The sequence below is a fragment of the Acidocella aluminiidurans genome (assembly GCF_055383125.1).
In genome coordinates, this window is the sequence record NZ_AP031589.1 from 2,704,037 (window position 1) to 2,724,189 (window position 20,153).

15 protein-coding genes are annotated in these 20,153 nt (G+C 66.1%); 12 read left to right on the forward strand and 3 right to left on the reverse strand.

The window, feature by feature from the left end:
- Nucleotides 1-51: 51 nt before the first annotated feature.
- The 5 genes from tssK to ACZ46S_RS13440 are packed head-to-tail and all read left to right on the forward strand — an operon-like array spanning nucleotide 52 to nucleotide 7,605.
- Nucleotides 52-1,383, forward strand: coding sequence for a type VI secretion system baseplate subunit TssK (gene tssK, locus ACZ46S_RS13420; RefSeq protein WP_295742371.1), 1,332 nt, complete (start codon nucleotides 52-54; stop codon nucleotides 1,381-1,383).
- Between the two features lie 28 nt (nucleotides 1,384-1,411).
- A complete protein-coding gene (tssL, locus tag ACZ46S_RS13425; RefSeq protein WP_464062111.1) occupies nucleotides 1,412-2,803 on the forward strand; it encodes a type VI secretion system protein TssL, long form in 1,392 nt (463 codons plus the stop codon).
- A 7-nt stretch (nucleotides 2,804-2,810) separates the two neighbouring features.
- The gene (gene tssM / locus ACZ46S_RS13430) at nucleotides 2,811-6,326 is read left to right on the forward strand and encodes a type VI secretion system membrane subunit TssM (protein WP_464062112.1); all 3,516 of its coding nucleotides are present in this window, start codon (nucleotides 2,811-2,813) and stop codon (nucleotides 6,324-6,326) included.
- 2 nt (nucleotides 6,327-6,328) lie between these two features.
- Nucleotides 6,329-6,895 carry a type VI secretion system-associated protein TagF gene (tagF, locus tag ACZ46S_RS13435; RefSeq protein WP_464062113.1) on the forward strand — a complete coding sequence of 189 codons (567 nt, stop codon included), beginning with the start codon at nucleotides 6,329-6,331 and terminating at the stop codon, nucleotides 6,893-6,895.
- A complete protein-coding gene (locus ACZ46S_RS13440) occupies nucleotides 6,895-7,605 on the forward strand; it encodes a PP2C family protein-serine/threonine phosphatase (RefSeq protein WP_295742384.1) in 711 nt (236 codons plus the stop codon). The genes tagF and ACZ46S_RS13440 overlap by 1 nt, the downstream gene beginning before the upstream one ends.
- 111 nt (nucleotides 7,606-7,716) lie before the next feature.
- Here ACZ46S_RS13440 and ACZ46S_RS13445 read toward each other — a convergent pair whose 3' ends face one another.
- From ACZ46S_RS13445 to tssH, 3 genes are all read right to left on the reverse strand, one after another.
- Nucleotides 7,717-8,322 carry a putative adhesin gene (locus ACZ46S_RS13445; protein ID WP_464062114.1) on the reverse strand — a complete coding sequence of 202 codons (606 nt, stop codon included), beginning with the start codon at nucleotides 8,320-8,322 and terminating at the stop codon, nucleotides 7,717-7,719.
- Between the two features lie 254 nt (nucleotides 8,323-8,576).
- Nucleotides 8,577-9,062 (reverse strand): Hcp family type VI secretion system effector, encoded by a 486-nt coding sequence (locus ACZ46S_RS13450; protein ID WP_464062115.1) that lies wholly within the window; start codon nucleotides 9,060-9,062, stop codon nucleotides 8,577-8,579.
- A 30-nt stretch (nucleotides 9,063-9,092) separates the two neighbouring features.
- Entirely contained in the window at nucleotides 9,093-11,744 is a 2,652-nt protein-coding gene (tssH, locus tag ACZ46S_RS13455) for a type VI secretion system ATPase TssH (protein ID WP_464062116.1), read from the reverse strand.
- A gap of 268 nt (nucleotides 11,745-12,012) precedes the next feature.
- Here tssH and tssA point away from each other — a divergent pair, with 268 nt between their 5' ends.
- From tssA to tssF, 7 genes are all read left to right on the forward strand, one after another.
- Nucleotides 12,013-13,110: a type VI secretion system protein TssA gene (gene tssA, locus ACZ46S_RS13460; RefSeq protein WP_464062117.1), complete on the forward strand. Its 1,098-nt coding sequence runs from the start codon at nucleotides 12,013-12,015 to the stop codon at nucleotides 13,108-13,110.
- Nucleotides 13,111-13,227: 117 nt separating this feature from the next.
- The gene (gene tssB, locus ACZ46S_RS13465; protein WP_008493936.1) at nucleotides 13,228-13,737 is read left to right on the forward strand and encodes a type VI secretion system contractile sheath small subunit; all 510 of its coding nucleotides are present in this window, start codon (nucleotides 13,228-13,230) and stop codon (nucleotides 13,735-13,737) included.
- Nucleotides 13,738-13,740: 3 nt separating this feature from the next.
- On the forward strand, nucleotides 13,741-15,231 hold the full coding sequence (gene tssC, locus ACZ46S_RS13470) for a type VI secretion system contractile sheath large subunit (RefSeq protein WP_464062118.1): 1,491 nt from the start codon (nucleotides 13,741-13,743) through the stop codon (nucleotides 15,229-15,231).
- A 47-nt stretch (nucleotides 15,232-15,278) separates the two neighbouring features.
- Nucleotides 15,279-16,955 (forward strand): type VI secretion system contractile sheath large subunit, encoded by a 1,677-nt coding sequence (gene tssC, locus ACZ46S_RS13475; RefSeq protein WP_464062119.1) that lies wholly within the window; start codon nucleotides 15,279-15,281, stop codon nucleotides 16,953-16,955.
- Nucleotides 16,956-16,986: 31 nt separating this feature from the next.
- On the forward strand, nucleotides 16,987-17,793 hold the full coding sequence (locus ACZ46S_RS13480) for a type VI secretion system accessory protein TagJ (protein ID WP_464062120.1): 807 nt from the start codon (nucleotides 16,987-16,989) through the stop codon (nucleotides 17,791-17,793).
- On the forward strand, nucleotides 17,790-18,335 hold the full coding sequence (gene tssE, locus ACZ46S_RS13485) for a type VI secretion system baseplate subunit TssE (RefSeq protein WP_464062121.1): 546 nt from the start codon (nucleotides 17,790-17,792) through the stop codon (nucleotides 18,333-18,335). The genes ACZ46S_RS13480 and tssE overlap by 4 nt, the downstream gene beginning before the upstream one ends.
- Complete coding sequence (gene tssF, locus ACZ46S_RS13490; RefSeq protein ID WP_295745791.1) at nucleotides 18,328-20,151, forward strand: type VI secretion system baseplate subunit TssF; 1,824 nt, start codon at nucleotides 18,328-18,330, stop codon at nucleotides 20,149-20,151. Before tssE ends, tssF begins: the two co-directional genes overlap by 8 nt.
- Nucleotides 20,152-20,153 lie beyond the last annotated feature (2 nt).

Genomic DNA, 20,153 nt, shown 5'->3' on the forward strand with positions numbered 1-20,153 from the left:
GCGCCTCCGAGTGCCGTGTTTGGGAGATTTGACGATTATGCGAGCCGCTTCGTGAGCTGGACCAACCGCGTCATCTGGCAGGAGGGGATGTTCCTCCGCTCCCAGCATTTTCAGCAGCAGGATCGCTGGCTGGAGGCGACGCTGCGCGGACGCGTCGCGGCGCTGCGATCGCATGGCTGGGGCCTGACCCAGATGATGCTGGACCGCGATCTGCTCGGCACCGGCCGCTTTGCCCTGGCCACCGCCGCCGGCGTGTTCGAGGACGGCACCCCCTTCAGCCTGCCCGGCGAAACCGACCATCCCGCCCCGTTCGAGGTGCCGGAAAATACCCGCGGCGTGCTCATCCATCTGGCCTTGCCGGTGCAGCAGGCCGGGGCGGTGGAAATCGCCGCCGCTGATGGCAGCGCCGAAGGCCGCTACAAGGCGCAGAGCTTCGAGGCCTACGACACCCATTCCGCCTCGCCGCAGGCGGCGGAATTGCTGATCGGCCGGCTGAAGCTGCGCTATCTGCTGGATAGCGATGACCGCGCCGGCTATCTCTGCATTCCCGTCGCGCGGATCATGGAGGTTTCATCCGACAAGCGGGTGACGCTGGATGAGAACTGGCTGCCCCCCGCTCTGGCCTGCCACGCGGTGCCGGGCCTGGCCGGGCTGGTCACCGAATTCGCCGGCATGATCAACCAGCGCGGCGAGGCGCTGGCGGCACGGGTGAATGCGCCGGGTGCGCGCGGTGTCGCCGAGGTTGCGGATTTCATGCTGCTGCAGGCGCTCAATCGCTGGCAGGCTTTGCTGCAGCATTGGGCCGATGCGGCGAACATCCATCCCGAGACGCTCTATACCGCCTATGTGCAGATGGCCGCCGAATTCGCCACTTTCACCGAGGGGCAGCGCCGGCCGAACAAATATCCCGGCTACCGGCATGAGGATCTGCAACGTTCTTTCGCCCCGGTGATCGCCGATCTGCGCCGCGCGCTCTCCTCCGTTATTGAAACCAACGCGGTGGCGATCCCGCTGCAGGAGCGCCGGCACGGCGTGCATGTCGGCCCGATCAATGACCGCAATATTCTGCGCGCGGCGAATTTCGTGCTGACGGTGCAGGCCGATGTGCCGACCGAGACGATGCGCCGCCTCTTCCCCGCCCAGGTGAAGATCGGCGCGGTGGAGCATATTCGCGAGCTGGTGAATGTGGCGCTGCCCGGCATCGCCGTGCGCCCGCTGCCCGTCGCCCCCCGGCAGATCCCGTTCTATGCCGGCGGCTCTTATTTCGAACTGGACCGCAACAGCCCGCATTGGCAGCAAATGCAGACCTCGGGCGGCTTCGCGATCCATGTCTCCGGAGAATTTCCTGGCCTGCGCATGGAGTTGTGGGCCATCAAAGGGTGAGCGCGCGAGGCGCTGAGGGAGAGAGACGATGAGCGATAATCCGTTCTCCGAGCCGGACGATTCAGACCGCACCGTGATCCGGCCGATCCCGGGCGGCAAGCGCCCGGCGACACCGCCGCCCGCCCAGCCCTCGCCGTTCGACAGCCCGTTTGGCGGCGCGCCCGCCGCCGCAGCGCCCGGCTACAGCGCCCCGGCCGCCGCCTTGCCGGCGGATGCGCCGGAGACGATCTCCATGGGCGGCGCCCCGCTGATCGCCTGCGCCGGGCCGCTGCTGCAATTGCTGGCCCGGCTGCGCAACACCTTGCAGGCGCCTGACTCCGGGGATTTGCGCGAGCGCGCGGTGCGTGAAATCCGCCGCTTCGAGGAAACCGCCCGGGCGCGCAACATCCCCATGGAGCAGCTCCGCCCGGCCCATTACGCGCTCTGCGCCAGCCTGGATGATGTGGTGCTGGCCACACCCTGGGGCAGCCAGGGCGCCTGGGCGCAGCGCTCGCTGGTCTCCACCTTCCATCAGGAAGTCCGCTCCGGCGAGCGGTTTTTCGACGTGATGGCGCAGATCCGCCAAAACCCCGGCAATTTCCTGCCGGTTCTGGAATTGATGTATTTCTGCCTGTCGCTCGGCTATATGGGCCGCTACCGGCTCTCTCCGCGCGGCCCGGCCGAGATCGACCGGCTGCGCGAGGAAACCTACGCGGTGCTGCGCCGGCAGATGCCGCCGGGCGATCCGGCTCTGTCCCCGCATTGGCAGGGTGTGGCGGCGGGCTATAGACCGCGCCGCTTCGGCGTGCCGGTTTGGGTGGTCGCCATCGTGGCGCTGGGCGTGCTCGGGCTGGTCTATGCCGGCTGCCTGTTTTCGCTCTCCGGCAAGTCGGACGCCGCCTTCCAGGCGCAGGTGAACGCGCCGTTGCCGCATATGCCGCAGATCGTCCGCGCCCAGCCGGTGGTCGCCCCGGCCGAGCCCGCCCCGGTCGGCCCGACCATTCTGGACCGTCTCTCCGGCTTCCTGCAGCCCGAAATCGCCGCCGGCAAGGTGAGCGTGCTGGGCACCACCCATCAGCCGATCGTGCGCATCAACAATCAGGGCCTGTTCGGCTCCGGCAGCGCCACGGTGGAGGCGGCCGATGTGCCGCTGTTGCAGAAAATCGGCCAGGCGCTGGCAAAGGAAAGCGGCACCGTGGTGGTCACCGGCTATACCGACAACCAGCCGATCCACACGCTGCAATTTCCCTCCAATTTCGCCCTCTCGCAATCGCGCGCCCAGGCGGCGGCGGCGATCCTGGACCAGACCATCGGCGACCAGAGCCGCATCACCGCGAAAGGCATGGGCGATGCCGATCCCGTCGCCAGCAATGCCAGCGAGGCGGGGCGCGCGCAGAACCGGCGTATCGAAATCGTGCTGAACCATCCTTCGGGAAACTGACATCGCCATGAAAAAAATTCTCGGCTTTCTGGCGTCGCGCTGGGTTTTGAGCTTCGTCGCCGCCTTGGTGCTGGCGGCTCTGGTGTGGTTCTTCGCGCCCTTCATTCACGCTTTGGCTGGCATCATCGCGCGGCTGGTCCTCATCCTGGTCATTCTGCTGGTCTGGCTCGGCGCCAATCTGCTGCTGGACCGGCGGCGCAAGCAACGCGAGGCGGCCCTGGCCGCCGGCGTCGCGGATGCGGGGGCCGCCACGCCGGACAAGGCGGCGGCGGAAGAGCTGGCGGCGCTGAGCGAGAAGCTGAAAAAATCCCTGGCTTTTCTGCGCAAGGCCAGCGGCTCGCGCGGCTATCTCTATGAGCAGCCCTGGTACGTGATCATCGGCCCGCCGGGGGCCGGCAAGACCACCGCGCTTTTGAATGCCGGGCTGAAATTCCCGCTGGCGGCGGAGCTGGGGCAGGGGGCGGTGGCCGGTGTCGGCGGCACCCGGCTTTGCGATTGGTGGTTCACCGAGCAGGCGGTGCTGATCGACACCGCCGGGCGCTACACCACCCAGGATTCCAACGCCGCCACCGACAAAGCCGGCTGGGAAGGCTTCCTGGACCTGCTCAAGCGCACCCGCCAGCGCCAGGCGCTGAACGGCGTGGTGGTGGCGATTTCTCTGGCGGATATCGCCGCTGCGCCGCGTGAGGAGCGCCTGGCCCATGCCCGCGCCATCCGCACCCGCATCAAGGAACTCACCGCCCGGCTGGATCTGAAGCTGCCGGTCTATGCGCTGCTGACCAAGGCGGATCTGCTCGCCGGCTTCACCGAGTTTTTCGACGATCTCGACCAGGAAAAGCGCGCCCAGGTCTGGGGCACCACCTTCCCGGCGCAAAACACCAACGCGGTGGCGCAGTTCGATGCCGAGTTCAAGCTGCTGGTGCAGCGTCTGGATGAGCGGCTGATCGACCTGCTGCAGCGCGAGCGCAGCCCGGACCGGCGCGGCCTGATCGCCGGCTTCCCGACCCAGGTGGCCAGCCTGGAGGCGCCGTTGAACGAGTTCCTGGCCGAAGCCTTCGGCGGCTCGGCGCTGGACCCGGCGCCGTATCTGCGCGGTGTCTATTTCACCTCCGGCACCCAGGAAGGCACGCCGATCGACCGGCTGACCGGCGCGCTCTCGCGCGCCTTCGGCATCGATCAGCGCCGCGCCCCCTCGCTGCGCGCCGCCTCCGGGCGCAGCTATTTCCTCTCCCGCCTGCTGCAGGAAGTGATTTTCGGCGAGGCCATGCTGGCGGGGCAAAATCCGGCCCAGCGCCGCCGGCGGATTTTGCTGCAAGCGGCCGGCTATGGCGCTGTCGCCATCCTGTTTCTGGGGCTGCTGGGCGGCTTCCTGCTCAGCCGCGCCCATAATCAGGCGGCGATTGCGGCCAGCGACCAGGCGGTCGCCAATTACCAGCAGGCGGCCAAGACCGTGCAGCTGGATCCGGTCCAGGACTCCAACCTGCAGACCGTGCTGCCCTTGCTGGATGCCGCCCGCGCCATGCCCTTCGGCGTTGGCGACACGGCAGATCATGGGACGATGGGGCTGGGTCTGAACCAGGCGCCCAAGCTCAGCGCCGGCGCCAACACGCTCTATACCAACGCGCTGGACAACATCCTGCTGCCCCGGCTGATTTTGCAGCTGGAAGCGGAGATGCGCGGCGGCTTCGACAAGCCGGAATTCCTCTACCAGGCCACACGCGTCTATCTGATGCTGGGCGGGCAGGGGCCGATGGACAAGAACCTCGTCGAAGCCTGGATGAAGCTGGATTGGCAGCGGCTTTATCCCGGTATCGCCAACCAGGATCTGCGCGACGACCTGATGCAGCATCTGGTGGCGATGCTGGATGCGCCGCTGCCGCAAGTGCCGCTGGATGGCGCGCTGGTGGAAGCCGCCCGCGCCACCTTCAGCCGGGTCTCGGTGGCCGAGCGCGTCTATTCGCGCATCCGCGACTCCCAGGCCGCCGCCGCCGTGCCCGCCTGGGTGCCGGCGCAGGCGATGGGGGCGGCCGGCGTGCCGCTCTTCACCCGCGCCTCCGGCAAACCGCTCACCGAGGGCGTGCCCGGCTTCTACACGCTGAAAGGCTTCCAACTGGTGCTGCTGCCGGCCCTCACCCATGCCGCCAAGGATGTCGCGGATGAGAGCTGGGTGCTCGGGCCGGGCCAGCAGGTCGATCCCTCCAGCCCGGACATGCAGAATCTGGAGCAGAACGTCATCAAGCTCTACGAGGCCGATTACGAGGCGCAGTGGAACGCGATGCTGGGCGACCTCAACCTGAAGCCGGCCACCAATATCGGCCAGGCGGTGCAGACGCTCTATATTCTCGGCTCCCCGCAATCGCCGATGCAGCGTCTGCTGGCCAGCATCACCACCCAGTTGCAGCTCTCCAAGGGCGTGGAGCCGCCGAAACCGGCCGCGACCTCGAAGATCCCCGGCGCGGCGGCGTTGAACGCGGATGCCGCGGCGCTGCAGGGGCTGATGGGCGCGGCCACCGCCAGCGGCGGCCCGGCTCTAGGTTCGGAGGTGGATAATTATTACGCGCCGCTGATCAATTATGTCGGTGGCGGCGCCGGCTCGCCGATGAGCCTGACGCTCAACCTCATCAACGGGCTGCAACAGCAACTGGCGGCATTGGCCGCCGCCGCTCCAGGCACCGCCCCGGCGGCGCCCGCGGCGGGCGGCGACCCGGCCAGCCTGCTGCAAGGCGAGGCGGCGACCGACCCGCAGCCCGTCTCGCGCTGGCTGCAGGCGCTGGTGGTCAATGCCAACGGTCTGCGCGGCGGCAGTGCCGCCAAGGCGGCGGCGGCGGCCTTCAACGGGGCCGCCGGGCCCGGCCAGCTCTGCCAGCAGGCGGTGGCCGGGCGCTACCCGTTCGTGCCCGCCTCCTCCACCGACATTCCGCTCGGCGATTTCGCGCATCTCTTCGCCCCGAACGGGCTGCTGGACAGCTTCTTCACCCAGCAGGTGCAGCCTTTCGTCGATATGTCCGGCCGGACTTGGCGGGTGCAGGCGGTGAATGGCGTCACCCCGCCGATCAGCCAGGGCGCGCTGGCGGAGTTCCAGCGCGCGGAGACGATCAAGCAGCTCTTCTTCGCCGCCGGCGCCACGCCGGCTGTACAGTTCAGCCTGACTCCGACCGCGCTGGATGCCGGCGCCGCCCAGGCGGTGCTGCAGCTGGGGGCGGTGAACGTCGCCTACGCGCATGGCCCGCAAGTGCCGACGATGATCTCCTGGCCCGGCGCGGATGGGATGCAGACGGCGCGGCTGATCATCACCCCGGTCGGCGGCGGCAACCCGGTGGAGCTGGATGCCGCCGGCCCCTGGGCGTTGTTCCATCTGTTCAGCCAGGGCACGCTGGCGCAGGCTGGGTCTTCGGACCAGTACACGCTCACCTTCTCCGCCGGCGGGCATAGTGTGAGCTACAGCATCGGCGCCAACTCCGTGCTCAACCCCTTCGCGCCTGGCATGCTGGCGGATTTCCGCTGCCCCAGCCTGCAGGGATGAGCATGTTCCAGCCCGCTCTGACCGGGTTTTTCGGCAAGCTGCCGGCACGCGGGGATTTTCTGCGCGCTGTGCTGCCGGAGGATGTTGTTGCGCCGCTCGATCTCTGGTGCCGGGACTGCCTGACCCAATCGCGTGCCGATCTCGGCGAAGACTGGGAGCCGGCCTGGATGAGCGCGCCGATCTGGCATTTCTTCCTCCCCCCCGGTGCCTGCGGTCCACGCGCCATGCTGGGTGTGTGGCTGCCGAGCATGGACAAGGCCGGGCGGCATTACCCCTTCATCCTGGCGGCGCTGGCGGATGATCCGGCGGCGTTGGCGCAAGGCGGCCAATGGCTGGCGCTGGCGGAGGCGGAAGGGCTGGCCGGGGTGGTTGACGACAAGCCGCACGAGGCGATCGCTGCCGCCCTGGCCGCGCCGGTGGAGGACGCGGCCTTGCCGCCACTTGGCTGGTGGACGCAAGGCAGCCCGCTGGTGCGGCCGCGGCGTTTCGATCATCCGGGGCTGTTGCCCGCCGCGACGCAAGCCGGCGCCATGCTGCGCGATCCTCAGCCCGTGGAGGGGCTCAATTGATGCCACGTTCCTGGGCGCAGACGGATGTCGGCGCGGTTCGCAAACATAACGAGGATAATCTGCTCGCCCGGCCGGAGCTGGGGCTCTGGGTGGTGGCCGATGGTGCCGGCGGCCATGCCTCGGGGGAGGTCGCCTCGGGCATGATCGTCGAGGCGCTCTCGCGCCTGCCCGCTGACCTGAGTGCGAGCGAGCTGCTCTCGGGCATTCGCGTCACCATCACCCAGGTGCATGATGCCTTGCGCGCGGAAGCCGCCCGGCGGGGCGGCGATGTGATGATCGCCTCGACATTCGTCGGGCTGATGATCCGCGATCGCCATTTCGCCTGCCTCTGGGCCGGTGATTCCCGCGCCTATCTGCTGCGCGGCGGCGTGCTGCAACAGATCACCCGCGACCATTCGCTGGTGCAGGAGCTGGTGGACGCCGGCACGCTGCGCCCGGAAGATGCCGAGAAACACCCGCATGCCAATGTCATCACCCGTGCCGTGGGGGCGGATGAGGAGGTGCTGGAGCTGGACAAGGTGATCGGCCAGATCCAGCCCGGTGACCGGTTTCTGCTGTGCAGCGATGGCTTGAGCAAAACCCTGAGCGAGCCGGAAATCCAAAGCCTGCTCGGCGCGCCCGAGGGCGTCCCGCCGACGGAGCTGCTGATCCACGCCGCCTTGGCGCACCGTGTGAATGACAATGTGACGGCGGTGGTGGTGGAGGTTTAGAGCAATATGTGTTTAGGTTGACGCGCCAGCGTCAAAATAAACACATGAAATTGCTCGTCAAAATGAAAGCTAGAGCGTTCAGCTAAAAGCTGAAGGCTCTAGGCCAAAACGTTAACGCGCTACGATGCTGCGGCACGCGCACCAATGGACTACGGCGCCGTCGCAGATATTCCAGTTAGCGGCCAGCAAGGCGATGATCGGTACGCCGCGGTCCTTGATGTCGCCAGAGAGCGGCGGCATCACCACATAGCGCTTATCTCCGGGTAGGCCTTTTGGTGTTTTAGCAGGTGATGCAGGGGTGATCGCAGGATTATATTTCGAGGACGGGATATTCCCGGGTTTGTTGCCGAGGCTGAGCCCCGATGGATAGGTCAGTCGGTAATTCCAAATTTCAGAGCCGCCACGAACGATTTCGGGAACGTTTTTGGAGTATCCGGCCCTGGCTGCTGCCTCGCTGAGGTAATCCGGCAATCCGTTCACATCTTCGCGGGATTCAACAAAGCTTCCAATCGAATCAAGAAGCTCCTCGCCATGCAAACACCAAAACACCATCGTGACATTGGGAGGCAGCCGAACTTTGGGGTAATTCTTGTCGGTGATGGTGTTGAAGGAGCCATGCCCGGCGAAGACGACTCGTTTGGTGGTGCCTGCCAATTTGTCGCTGCCGATTGGCCCTGAGATTGTCAAAGGCTTTGGTTTGGATTTCCAGAACGGCATGTGAGTGTCCTTTGGATTGATCTGCCAAGATCACGACGCAGAGGAGTAGGGGCTGGCACTATAATGTATAAAGCGGACAGCACGGAAAATTCAAAACCAGAGATATGAATTTGGCGGCGTTTTCTGGTTTTGTGTCCGCTTAGGCGGTTTCATGCACATCGCTGCGCACCTCGCAAAGGCCGCTCTGGTCACCGTTGTCCCAAACGCCCAGAGCGGAAAAAGGCCGGTGTGTTTGGCACCGGCCTTTGCATTTCTCAGGACAGCTTCTGCAGGCCCAGATCGTAGGTGACCGGGAAGGGCGAGCCCTTGCTGCCGTCGGGCTTCATCGGGGTGAACTTCACTTCGATCTTGACGAAGTTGAAGGAGAGGCTCTCGGTCGGGCGGTCCCCGCCGCTGCTGAGGCTGTAGCCGCTGATCATGGTGTCGGTCAGCGTGACTTCAAGATACGTATCGGCGCCGCTGCCGTCGGTGCGCACGAAGGAGATCACCAGAGTGGCCTTACCGCCGCTGCTCAGCGCTTCCTTCAGCAGGCCGCCGGAGGCATTGTCCAGATTCTTGGTGACCGTGATCTCGGACACGCTCGGCGTGCTGGCCTCGCGGTTACCGGACGAACCGGTCGGCGCGCCAACCCCGCGCCCAACGCCCCACTGGAAGCTATGGACCTCGATCTGCTTGTCGAAGCCTTGGGTGGTGACATCGCCATCCACCGTCGGGTTGGTGTATTTAATATAAATCGCCATGTCGTGCTCCTGTTATGGAAAAGAGAGTCTTTAGCTGAGCGCGTAGGAGAATGATCCCTCCGGCCCGATCCCGACCGAGATGTTTGCAATCCCCTCGCCCGCGGCCATGCGGGCCAGAACCTCGGCGGAGAGTTCCGGCAACAGGCTGCGCGAGAGAATATTCTCGACATTGCGCGCGCCTGAGGAGGATTCCTTGCACCGCGCGGCGATGGTTTCCACCAGCTCCGGCGCGTAGGTGAACGAGGCCTTGTAGGCCTCCTTCACGCGTTTCTGAATCTTGTTGAGCTGCAGCCGCACGATCTGACGGATCACCTCGTCGGAGAGCGGGAAATACGGCACCAGCGTGACCCGGCCCAGGAAGGCCGGCTTGAAATATTTCATCAGCTCCGGGCGCAGCGCCTCCGCCAGCCCGGCCGCATCCGGCGCGGTTTCCGGATCGGCGAAAAGCTTCTCGATCAGATCGGTGCCGGCATTCGAGGTCATGATGATGACGGTGTTCTTGAAATCGATATCGCGGCCTTCGCCGTCCTTCATGTTGCCCTTGTCGAACACCTGGAAGAACACGTCCTGCACGCCAGGATGCGCCTTCTCCATCTCATCGAGCAAGATCACCGAATAAGGCCGCCGGCGCACCGCTTCCGTGAGAATGCCGCCCTCGCCATAGCCGACATAGCCGGGCGGGCTGCCCATCAACAGCGAGACCTTATGCTCTTCCTTGAACTCGGTCATGTTGATGGTGGTCATGTTCTGCTCGCCGCCATAGAGCAGATTGGCCAGGGTCAGCGCCGTCTCGGTCTTGCCGGTGCCGGAGGTGCCGACCATCATGAACACGCCGATCGGCTTGCGCGGATCGGTGAGCTTGGCGCGGCTGGTGCGGATCGCCTGCGCCACCGCCTCCATCGCATGCGGCTGGCCGACGACGCGCTCTTCCATCGCCTGCTTGAGATTGAGCACGGTGTTGATCTCGTCGGACTGCATGCGCCCGGCGGGAATGCCGGTCCAGCTCTCGACGATCTCGGCCACCGCCTGGCCATCCACCACCGGGAAGATCAGCGGCGTCTCGCCCTGCAATGTCCGCAAATCTTCATGCAGCTTATTCAGCTGCGTCCTCAGCGCGGCCTTGTCCTCGGTGTTGTCCGCATCCTCGATCTTCGCGCGCACGGCGCTGATCTCGTTGGCCAGCGTCTTTTCTTCGGCGAAGCGGGTCTGCAAGGCGGCCAGCGCCGTTTCCAGCCCGGCCTTTTCCTCGGCCAGCTCGGCGATGCGCGCCTCATGCGCGCCGCCCGCCGCCATCTCGCGCTCCAGGATCGCGATTTCGGTATCGATCAGCTCGATCCGGCGCTGCTTATCCTCGATCGGCGCCGGAATCGCGGCCTGGCTCATCGCCACCCGCGCGCAGGCGGTATCGATCAGGCTGATCGCCTTGTCGGGCAGCTGCCGGCTCGGGATGAAGCGCGCCGAAAGCCGCACCGCTTCGGAAATCGCCTCATCCAGAATGCGGGTTTTGTGATGCCGCTCAAGCGTCGCGGTGAGGCCGCGGATCATCGCGATCGCCATCGGCTCGGAGGGCTCTTCCACCTTCACCACCTGGAAGCGCCGCGTCAGCGCCGCATCCTTCTCGAAATATTTCTTGTACTCGGCCCAGGTGGTGGCGGCGACGGTGCGCAGCTCGCCGCGCGCCAGCGCCGGCTTCAGCAAATTCGCGGCATCGTTCTGCCCGGCCTGGCCGCCGGCGCCGATCAGCGTATGCGCCTCGTCGATGAACAGGATGATCGGCTTCGGGCTGGCCTTGACCTCATCGATGACAGATTTGAGACGCTGCTCAAACTCGCCCTTCATCCCGGCACCGGCTTGCAGCAGCGCCAGATCCAGCGTGCGCAGCGTCACATCCTTCATCGCTTCCGGCACATCGCCGGCGGCGATCTTCAACGCCAGACCTTCAACCACGGCGGTTTTGCCAACACCGGCCTCGCCGGTGAGAATCGGATTATTCTGCCGGCGGCGGGTGAGGATATCGATCGCCTGCCGGATCTCGAAATCGCGCCCCAGGATCGGGTCGATCTTGCCCTTCCGCGCGCGGTCGGTCAGGTCGTAAGTATAAAGGTCGAGCGCGCCGCTGCCGGCCGGGCGGGGCACGCCGTTTTCGTCCGCCACCGGGGCGGCGCCATCGGCGGCGAGCGGCGTGCTGGCTTCGATGCTGCCGGCGGTGATGGTGGCCAGGTCGCGCTTCAGCACATCCGGCTGAATTTTCAGAAGCTGGCTGGAGGCCTCGCGCGCGCGCCGGGCCAGGGTTTCATCCGAGAGCAGCGCCAACAGCACATGGCCCGAGCGCACCCGCGAGAGCCCCTGTTCGATGGAGGCGAGCAGCCAGGCCTGCTTGGCGGTATCGACCACATCCGGCGCCAGGCCGGGAGCGCGGGAATTGCCGGTTTTCAGCCTGTCCAGCGCCTTGTTGAGATCGGCCATGAAACGGCCGTGATCGATCTCATATTGCCGGAAGATCGCGGCGATATCGGTATCCGTGCCGTCGGCCAGCTTCACCAGCCAATGTTCGATTTCGACATTGTAATGGGTGCGGGACATTGTCAGCCCGGCAGCGGCTTCCAGCGCGCGGCGGCAATGTTCATCCAGGCGACCGATTAACGACCGGAGGTCAAGTGTGACCAAAGCGTCCCCCTCCAAGAAGGTCTCGCGTCGAATGCAGCGTTGACCACGAGGGTAACGCCGATCCGACACGCCCATACCGAAACAAAGCGCATCTTACGGTGCGCTAATTTAACAATATTTCGTTAGCTTGAGTTACCGTTAATGTCCAGCTAATACAAGCAGGGGAAGGCCGGTTCGTTGATGCAATTTTGATGATATCGCGTCACCAACCGAACGCCCTCGATGGATAATGCAACAACGTCGCCATGGTCGATGGCGATAGGGCGGGGAAGAGGGCAGATTCGTGGCGATTGAAGGCTTGGATCTCGAAAGCTTGCTGGCGCCGATCAGCGATGATGAGCCCTCCGGAACGGATGTCCGCAGCGATTTCTCGCCGACCTCTCCTTACTTCCGGCTGCGCGACGCGCGCGCCGATGCCCGCGCCGCCGAGCGCGCGGCGGATGCCAATCCGGGCGAGGTGGCATCGCCCGAAGGCTGGCGCCAGGTGCGCGCCCTGGCTGTCGAAATTCTCAGTACCCAGGCCAAGGATCTGGAAGCCGCGGCCTGGCTGACCGAGGCGCTGGTGCGCAGCAACGGCTTGGGCGGGCTGGCCTTCGGCGCCAGCCTGCTGGGTGGGCTGGCGGAACGGTACTGGGAGCATTTATTCCCGATGCCGGATGAAGACGGCATGGAAACCCGCGTTGCCCCGGTGACCGGTCTGAATGGCGAGGGCGGCGAGGGCACGCTCAGCCAGCCTTTGCAGAAGCTGCCTTTGTTCAAGGACCCGAACGGCGAAATGGTGATGTTCTTCCAGTATCAGCAATCCGCTGAGCTGGAAGCGATCGCCGACGCCAAGCGTGTCGAGGCGCGCATCGCCGCCGGCGTGGTGCCCTACGATACAATGCGCGCCGCCGCCCGCGCCGCCAGCCCCGGCGCTTATGTTGCGTTGCGGCGCGATCTGGAGGAGGCGCGTCTGGCTTGGCGCGGCATGGGCGATATCTTCGACCGGCTGGCCGGGCACGATGCCCCGCCCACCGGGCGCATTGCCGAAACCCTGAACCAGATCAATGATTTCGTGACGCGTTATGCGCCGCTGGAGGCGGCGAGCGCGGCGGTGGCGGATGAGCCGGCGGCGGCGTCGGAGGAGACCGGGGCCGAGGCGGCGCAGGCCGGTCCCGGCAGGCCGAAACGTTTGGCCAACCGCGAGGATGCTCTTGCAACCTTGGCTGAAATCGCCGAGTATTTCCGCCGCACGGAACCGCAATCGCCGCTGGCTTACACGATCGATGAAGCCATCCGGCGTGGCCGTCTCACCTGGCCCGAACTCATCGCCGAGCTGGTGCGGGACGATCAGGTGCGCAACAGCATTTTGACCAGCCTTGGCCTGAAAACAGATCAATAAACGTCTAAAAAGACTTTCCTTTGAGTTTATCCAGCGCGGCCGCAGACGATTTAAAGCCTCTTTCACAACACCGCTTTGCATTGTCATGAACCGCAAGCCTTTCGGGAGACCTAGAAGATGAGTGGCAGCGTACACAGCAAACTGAACCGGGTCCGCAAACCGCGCGTTCACATTACCTATGAAGTCGAAACCGACGGCGCCGAGATCCAGCGCGAGCTGCCCTTCGTGGTCGGCGTGATGGGGGATTTCTCCGGCGATCCGACGCAGCCGCTGCGCCCGATGGCCGAGCGCAAATTCACCCAGATCGACCGTGACAATTTCAACGACATCATGTCCCGCATGTCGCCGGGCCTGAACATGAAGGTCGAGAACACGCTGGCCGATGATGGCAGCGAGATGGCGGTCAATCTGAAATTCAACTCGATGGATGATTTCGACCCGGCCCGCGTCGTCGACCAGGTGCCGGCGCTGAAATCCCTGCTGGAGACGCGCAACAAGCTGCGCGACCTGTTGAGCAAGGCGGACCGCTCCGAGGAGCTGGAGACGCTGCTGGAGCAGGTGCTGCAGAACGATGCCGAGCTGAAGGGGCTGTCCAGCCAGCTCGGCCTCGACAAGAAGGAGGGCTGATCCATGTCCGAGACCCAATCCAGCCCGCAAGGCGGCACCGGCGCCACCAGCGAAGGCGTCAGCTTCCTCGATCAGGTTGTCACCGCCACCAAACAGACCGAACCGGACCGCGCCCAGGATCTGGTCAAGACCCTGGTCGAGCAGGCCCTGGCCGGCACCGTCACCTTCGACAAGAACCTGACCCGCACGATCGACAAGGCGATCGCCGCGATCGATCAGAAAATGTCGAAGCAGCTCAACGCCATCCTGCATCATGAAAAATTCACCAAGCTGGAGGGCAGCTGGCGCGGCCTGAACCATTTGGTGATGAACTCGGAGACCGGCACCGGTCTGAAGATCCGCGTTCTCAACATGACCAAGCGCGAGCTGAACAAGGACCTCACCAAGGCGGTGGAGTTCGATCAGAGCCAGCTCTTCAAGAAAATCTACGAGAACGAGTTCGGCACCCCGGGCGGCGAGCCCTATGGCGCGCTGATCGGCGATTATGAATGGACCAACCATCCGGACGATATCGAATCGCTGCGTCTGGTCTCCAACGTCGCCGCCGCCTCCTTCGCGCCCTTCATCTCCGCCGCCGGTGCCGGCATGTTCGGCTTCGATGACTGGACCGAGCTGACCAAGCCGCGCGATCTGGCGAAAATTTTCGACACCGCCGAATACACCAAATGGCGCGGCTTCCGCGATACCGAGGATGCGCGTTTCGTCTCGCTGGTGATGCCGCGCGTGCTGGCCCGCGTGCCTTACGGCGCCGCGACCAAGCCGGTCGAGGATTTCGCCTATGAGGAAGCGCCGTACGACGCCACCGGCGCCGCCCAGGCGCTGAATCACAAGGAATATTGCTGGATGAATGCCGCCTATGCGATGGGCGTGCGGATGACCAATTCCTTCGCGGAATCCGGCTTCTGCGTCGCCATTCGCGGTGCGGAGGGTGGCGGCAAGGTCGATAACCTGCCCACCCACATCTTCCAGTCCGACGATGGCGACATGGACGGCAAATGCCCGACCGAGGTCGGCATCACCGACCGGCGCGAGTTCGAGCTTTCCAATCTCGGTTTCCTGCCGCTCTGCCACTACAAGAATACGGATTACGCCGTGTTCTTCGGCGGCCAGACGGTGCAGAAGCCGAAGAAATATGATCGCCCGGACGCCACCGCCAATGCCGCGATCTCGGCGCGCCTGCCCTACATCATGGCGACCGGCCGTTTCGCGCATTTCCTCAAGGTGATGGCGCGCGACAAAATCGGCAGCTTCATGGAGGCCAATGAGTGCGAGCGCTGGCTGAATCGCTGGATCACCAACTACGTGTCCGATAACCCGGATGCCGGGCCGGAGACCAAGGCGAAATATCCGCTGCGCGAGGCCAAGGTCGAGGTGAAGGAAATTCCGGGCAAGCCGGGTTCCTATAACGCCGTCGCCTATCTGCGCCCCTGGCTGCAGATGGAAGAGCTGACGACCAGCATGCGCATGGTCGCCCGCATTCCGCAGAAGGCCTGATCCCGAACCGCCGCGCCCGAGCCGGGCGCGGCGCACGGGCGTGCGTGATGACGGGGGATGAGGAAGATCCGGACGCGACGATCGTCTGGAGGCCCGCCAGCCGGGGCCTCCCGCCCACGCCTGCGCCTGAACCAACACCTGAACCAACGCCGCCCGAGCTGCCGGTTGACGAGGCTGAGCCCGTCCCCGAACCGGCCCAAGCTGACCCCCCAGAGCCCGCCCCCTCGCTGCCGCCTTTGCGCGATGCGGTGCTGAACGGCCAATTTTTCGGCGCGGCCAATGCGGAGGCCGCCACCCGCCTGGCGGAAATGCTCGCTGGCCAAAGCGCCACCCTCTCCAGCTGGTTCGGCGCCGAAGCGAAAACCCTGATCCATGACCGCGCGGCGCTCGCGGCGCGGCTGGACCATGACATCGCCCGGCTGGATGCGATGATCGCCGCCCAGCTCGATGAAATCCTGCATCACCCCCGGCTGCGCCGGCTGGAGGGGAGCTGGCGCGGCCTCGCCTGGCTGGCCGCGCGCCTGCCGCTCTCCGGCCGGGTGAAACTACGCGTGCTCTCCGCCGGCTGGGGTGAGATTTGCCGGGATCTGGAGCGCGCCGCCGCGTTCGATCAGAGCCAGCTCTTCCGCCGCATCTATGAGGATGAATTCGGCATCGCCGGCGGCGAGCCCTACGGACTCTTGGTCGCGGATTACGAGGTCCGCCACCGCCCCGGCCCCGGCGCCATCACCGACGATGTCACCGCTCTCTCCTCCCTCGCCGCCGTCGCCGCCGCCGCCTTCGCGCCTCTGGTCATCGGCGCCGCCCCGGCTTTGTTCGGGGTGGACGAGTTCTCCGAGCTCAGCGGTGTGGCCGATCCCGCCTCCACCATGGCCTCGGCGGACTATCAGCGCTGGAAGCGCCTGGGCATGCTGGATGATTCGCGCTTCCTCGCGGTCACGCTGCCGCGCCTGTTGATGCGCCTGCCCTGGGCGGAAACGCTCGCCCGCCATCGCGGCTTTCGCTATCAGGAGCGGCTGCGCGACGGCACTGGCCGGGTCTCCAGCACGGCCGGCTATCTGGTCGCCGCCTGCGTCATCCGCGCCTTCGAGACCTTCTCCTGGCCCGCCGATATTCGCGGCTATGACATTGACCGCCTCGGCGGCGGCGTCATCGAGGATCTGCCCGAGCCCTGGTTCTCCACCGACCCCGCCGATGGCTTCGGCCGCCCGGCCCCGGATGTGATGCTGACCGACCGCCAGGAGCGCGCTTTGGTCGCGGCCGGGCTGCTGCCCATCTGCGCGCTGCCCTATGGCGGCGAGGCGCTGATCGGCGCCGCCCGCAGCCTGCAGACGCCCACCACCAACTATATCGGCGCCAATGCCGGCATCGCCGCCGCCAATGCCCGGCTCTCCGCGCAGTTCAACAGCGTCATCTGCGTCTCCCGCTTCGCGCATTATGTGAAAATCATGGGCCGGGAGATGACCGGCTCCTTCAAAACCGGTCCCGAAATTCAACGCCGCCTGCATGACTGGCTGATGCGCTACACCAATGCCAACACCTCCGCCGGGCCGGAAACCATGGCCCGCTACCCGCTGCGCGATGCCAGCGTGAAAGTGGAGGAGGTGGCGGGCAAACCCGGCGTGTTCACCTGCGCCATCCATCTGCAGCCGCATTTTCAGCTGGACGATGTCGCCGTCTCCTTCCGGCTGATGACCGAGCTGGCCGCCCCCGGCCAATCATGACCCAAACAATTTCTAAAATGGAATCACGCACATGGTAGAGACCGCCCTTCAGGCCGCCGATCTGTTCCGCGCCGGCCGCCTGGCCGATGCGCTGGCCGCCGCCAATGCCGAGGTGAAGGCCGCCCCCACCGATCTCGGCCGCCGCGTGCTGCTGGCCGAGCTGCTGCTCTTCTCCGGCAATCTGGAACGCGCGGACGTGATCCTGGACGCCGCCGGCCAGCTCGACCCGTCTGTCGCCGTCGTCGTCTCCGAATTCCGCCAGCTGCTGCGCGCCGAAACCGCCCGCCGCCAGCTCTACCGCGATGGCCGGGTGCCGGAGCTGCTGGGGGATCTGGAGCCGACCGGCCAGGCCTCGATGAAGGCGCTGGTGGCGCTGCGCGAGGGCAATCTGGCCGAGGCCGCCGCCGCTGCGGAAGAGGCCGAGGCGCTGCGCCCGCGCATCACCGGCATTGTCAACGGCCAGAGCGTGGATGATTTCCGCGACGCGGATGATCTGATCCCCGGCTATATCGAAACCCTGACCACCACCGGCAAATATTTCTGGATTCCGCTCTCGCGCATCGAGAGCCTGGACTTCCACCCGCCCAAGCGCCCGCGTGACCTCGCCTGGCGCCGCTGCTCGATGAGCGTCACCGCCGGGCCGGATGGCGATGTCTATATCCCCGCCCTCTATTTCACCGCCGAGGAGACCGACGACGCCCACCGCCTCGGCCGCGCCACCAGCTGGAGCGAGGGGGCAGGCCCGGTGCGCGGCATCGGCCAGCGCGTGTTCCTGGCCGGGGAGGAGGATCTGACGATCATGCAGCTCGACACGCTGAGCTTCCAGCCGGCCGCATGAGCGACGACACGCTCAGCCGCGGCGCCAACGCCAATCTCTTCATCGAGCGGATGCGCGATTCCGGCGCGCGGGTGAAACTCTCGGTGCTGGACCGGCTGCTGGACGATGCCCCGGAGATGGAGCGCGACCGCCCGCTCTCCGCCACCGAGGCGCTGAGCGTGCTGCGCCGCGCCGTGCGGCGGGATCTGGAGGCGCTGCTGAATGGCCGCCGCCGCCTCGCCTCGGTGCCGGCAGGGCTCAACGAGCTGGCCAATTCCTCCTTCACCTTCGGCCTGCCGGATTTCACCGCCGGGGCGATGCAGGAGGATGGCGCGCGCGAGACGCTGCGCCGCGAGATCGAGCGCAGCATCCGCCAGTTCGAGCCGCGGCTGATCCAGGTGGCGGTGAAGCTGGTGCCGGCGAAGGAGGAAACCAGCACCACGCTGCATTTCCGCATCGACGCGCTGCTGCAGGCGGACCCGGCTCCCGAGCCGATCAGTTTCGAGACATTGGTGAACGCCGCCACCACCGACATCGCGGTCGCCGGAGGCGAGATTGGCTGATACGCTGCTGCCCTATTTCAACCAGGAGCTGGCGGCCATCCGCCAGCTGGCGGCGGAATTCGCCCAGGCGCACCCCAAGGTCGCCGGCCGGCTGCGCCTCAGCCCGGACACGGTGGACGACCCGCACGTGGCGCGGCTGCTGGATGGCGTCGCCTTCCTCTCCGCCCGCGCCCAGGCCAGGCTGGATGACGAGTTCCCGGAACTCACCGACACGCTGCTGGATGTTCTCTATCCACATTATCTCGCCCCGTTTCCCTCCTGCGCCATCACCCAGTTCAGCGCCAAGCCGGACCTCGCCGCGCAAGTGGATGTCCCCGCCGGGTTCGAGCTGGAGACCGAGGCGGTGCGCGGCCAGAGCTGCCGCTACCGCACCACCAGCCCGCTCACCCTCTGGCCGGTGAAGCTGGAGAGTGCGCGCCTCACCGGTCTGCCCTTCACCGCGCCGGTCAACACGCTGGCCAATGGCGCGGTGGCGGTGCTGCGGCTGGTTTTCACCACGCTGAATCCGGATGTGAAATTCAGCCAGCTCGGCATGGACAGGCTGCGCCTGTTCCTGCGCGGCGGCCAGGCGGCGGCCTTGCAACTCTATGAGCTGCTGGCCGCGCATACGCTCGGCGTGGCGCTGGCCGATACGCCGGGCGATCTCGCGCCGGTGCTGCTGCCGGCCAGCGCGGTGCAGGAGGTCGGCTTCGCGCCGGAGGAGGCGCTGCTGCCCTGGCCGGCGCGCAGCTTCGAGGGCTTCCGCCTGCTCAGCGAATATTTCGCCTTTCCGCAAAAATTCATGTTCCTGGACCTCGCCGGGCTCGGCGCCAAGACCCTGGTGCAGGAAAGCAACCGGCTGGAGGTGTTTCTTTATCTCGACCGCACCTCGGCCGAGCTGGAACGCGGGGTCGATGCCAATATGTTCGCGCTCGGCTGCACGCCGATGGTCAATCTCTTCGCGCAACGTTGCGAGCCGGTGGCGCTGGACCATACCACCACCGAATATCGCGTGCTGCCGGATGCCAGGCGTGCCAGCGTCACCGAGGTCTGGAGTGTCTCCAGCGTGCGCGAGGTGCGCCAGGACGGCACCAGCCGGCCCTTCCTGCCCTTCTACCGGCTCAGCCGTGACGAGGCCGCGGCGCCAGGCGAGGGCGGGTCCTATCTGGTCGCGCGGCGGGACGGCCCGGCCGCCCTCGGCGGCACGGACAGCTTCATCTCGCTGTTCGATGCCGGCTTCGATCCAGAGGCGAAGCTGGACAGCGTGCTCTCCGTCGAGGCGCTCTGCCTCAACCGGGATCTCCCGGCCGATCTGCCTTTCGGCGGCGGCCGCCCCGGGCTGAAGGCCTTGCAGCCCCATACCGGAATCGCGGCGATGGCCTGCGTCACCCCGCCGACGCCGACGCTGCGCCCGGAACGCCGCGCCCGCAAAGCCTGGCGGCTGATCTCGCATCTCTCGCTCGGCCATCTCTCCGTCACTGGCGGGGCGGAGGGGGCGGCGGCGCTGAAGGAGATTTTGCGCCTGTATGATCTGCGCGAAACCGCCGATACCAGGGCGGCGATCGAGGCGCTGCTCGCCGTCACCGCCCGCCCCGGCACGGCGCGGGTGCCCGGGGCGCGGCTGGGGGCCTTCTGCCGGGGGCTGGATGTGGAGCTGGAATTCGACCAGCGCGCCTTCCAGGGTTCGGGCCTCTATCTGTTGAGCGCCGTGCTGGCGCGCTTCCTGGCGCTGCATGCCAGCATCAACTCCTTCGTGCGCACCGCGGTGCGGCTGCGCGGCAAGCCGGAGCCGGAGCTGCGCTTTCCGCCCCGCGCCGGGGCCAAGGTGCTGCTCTAGCC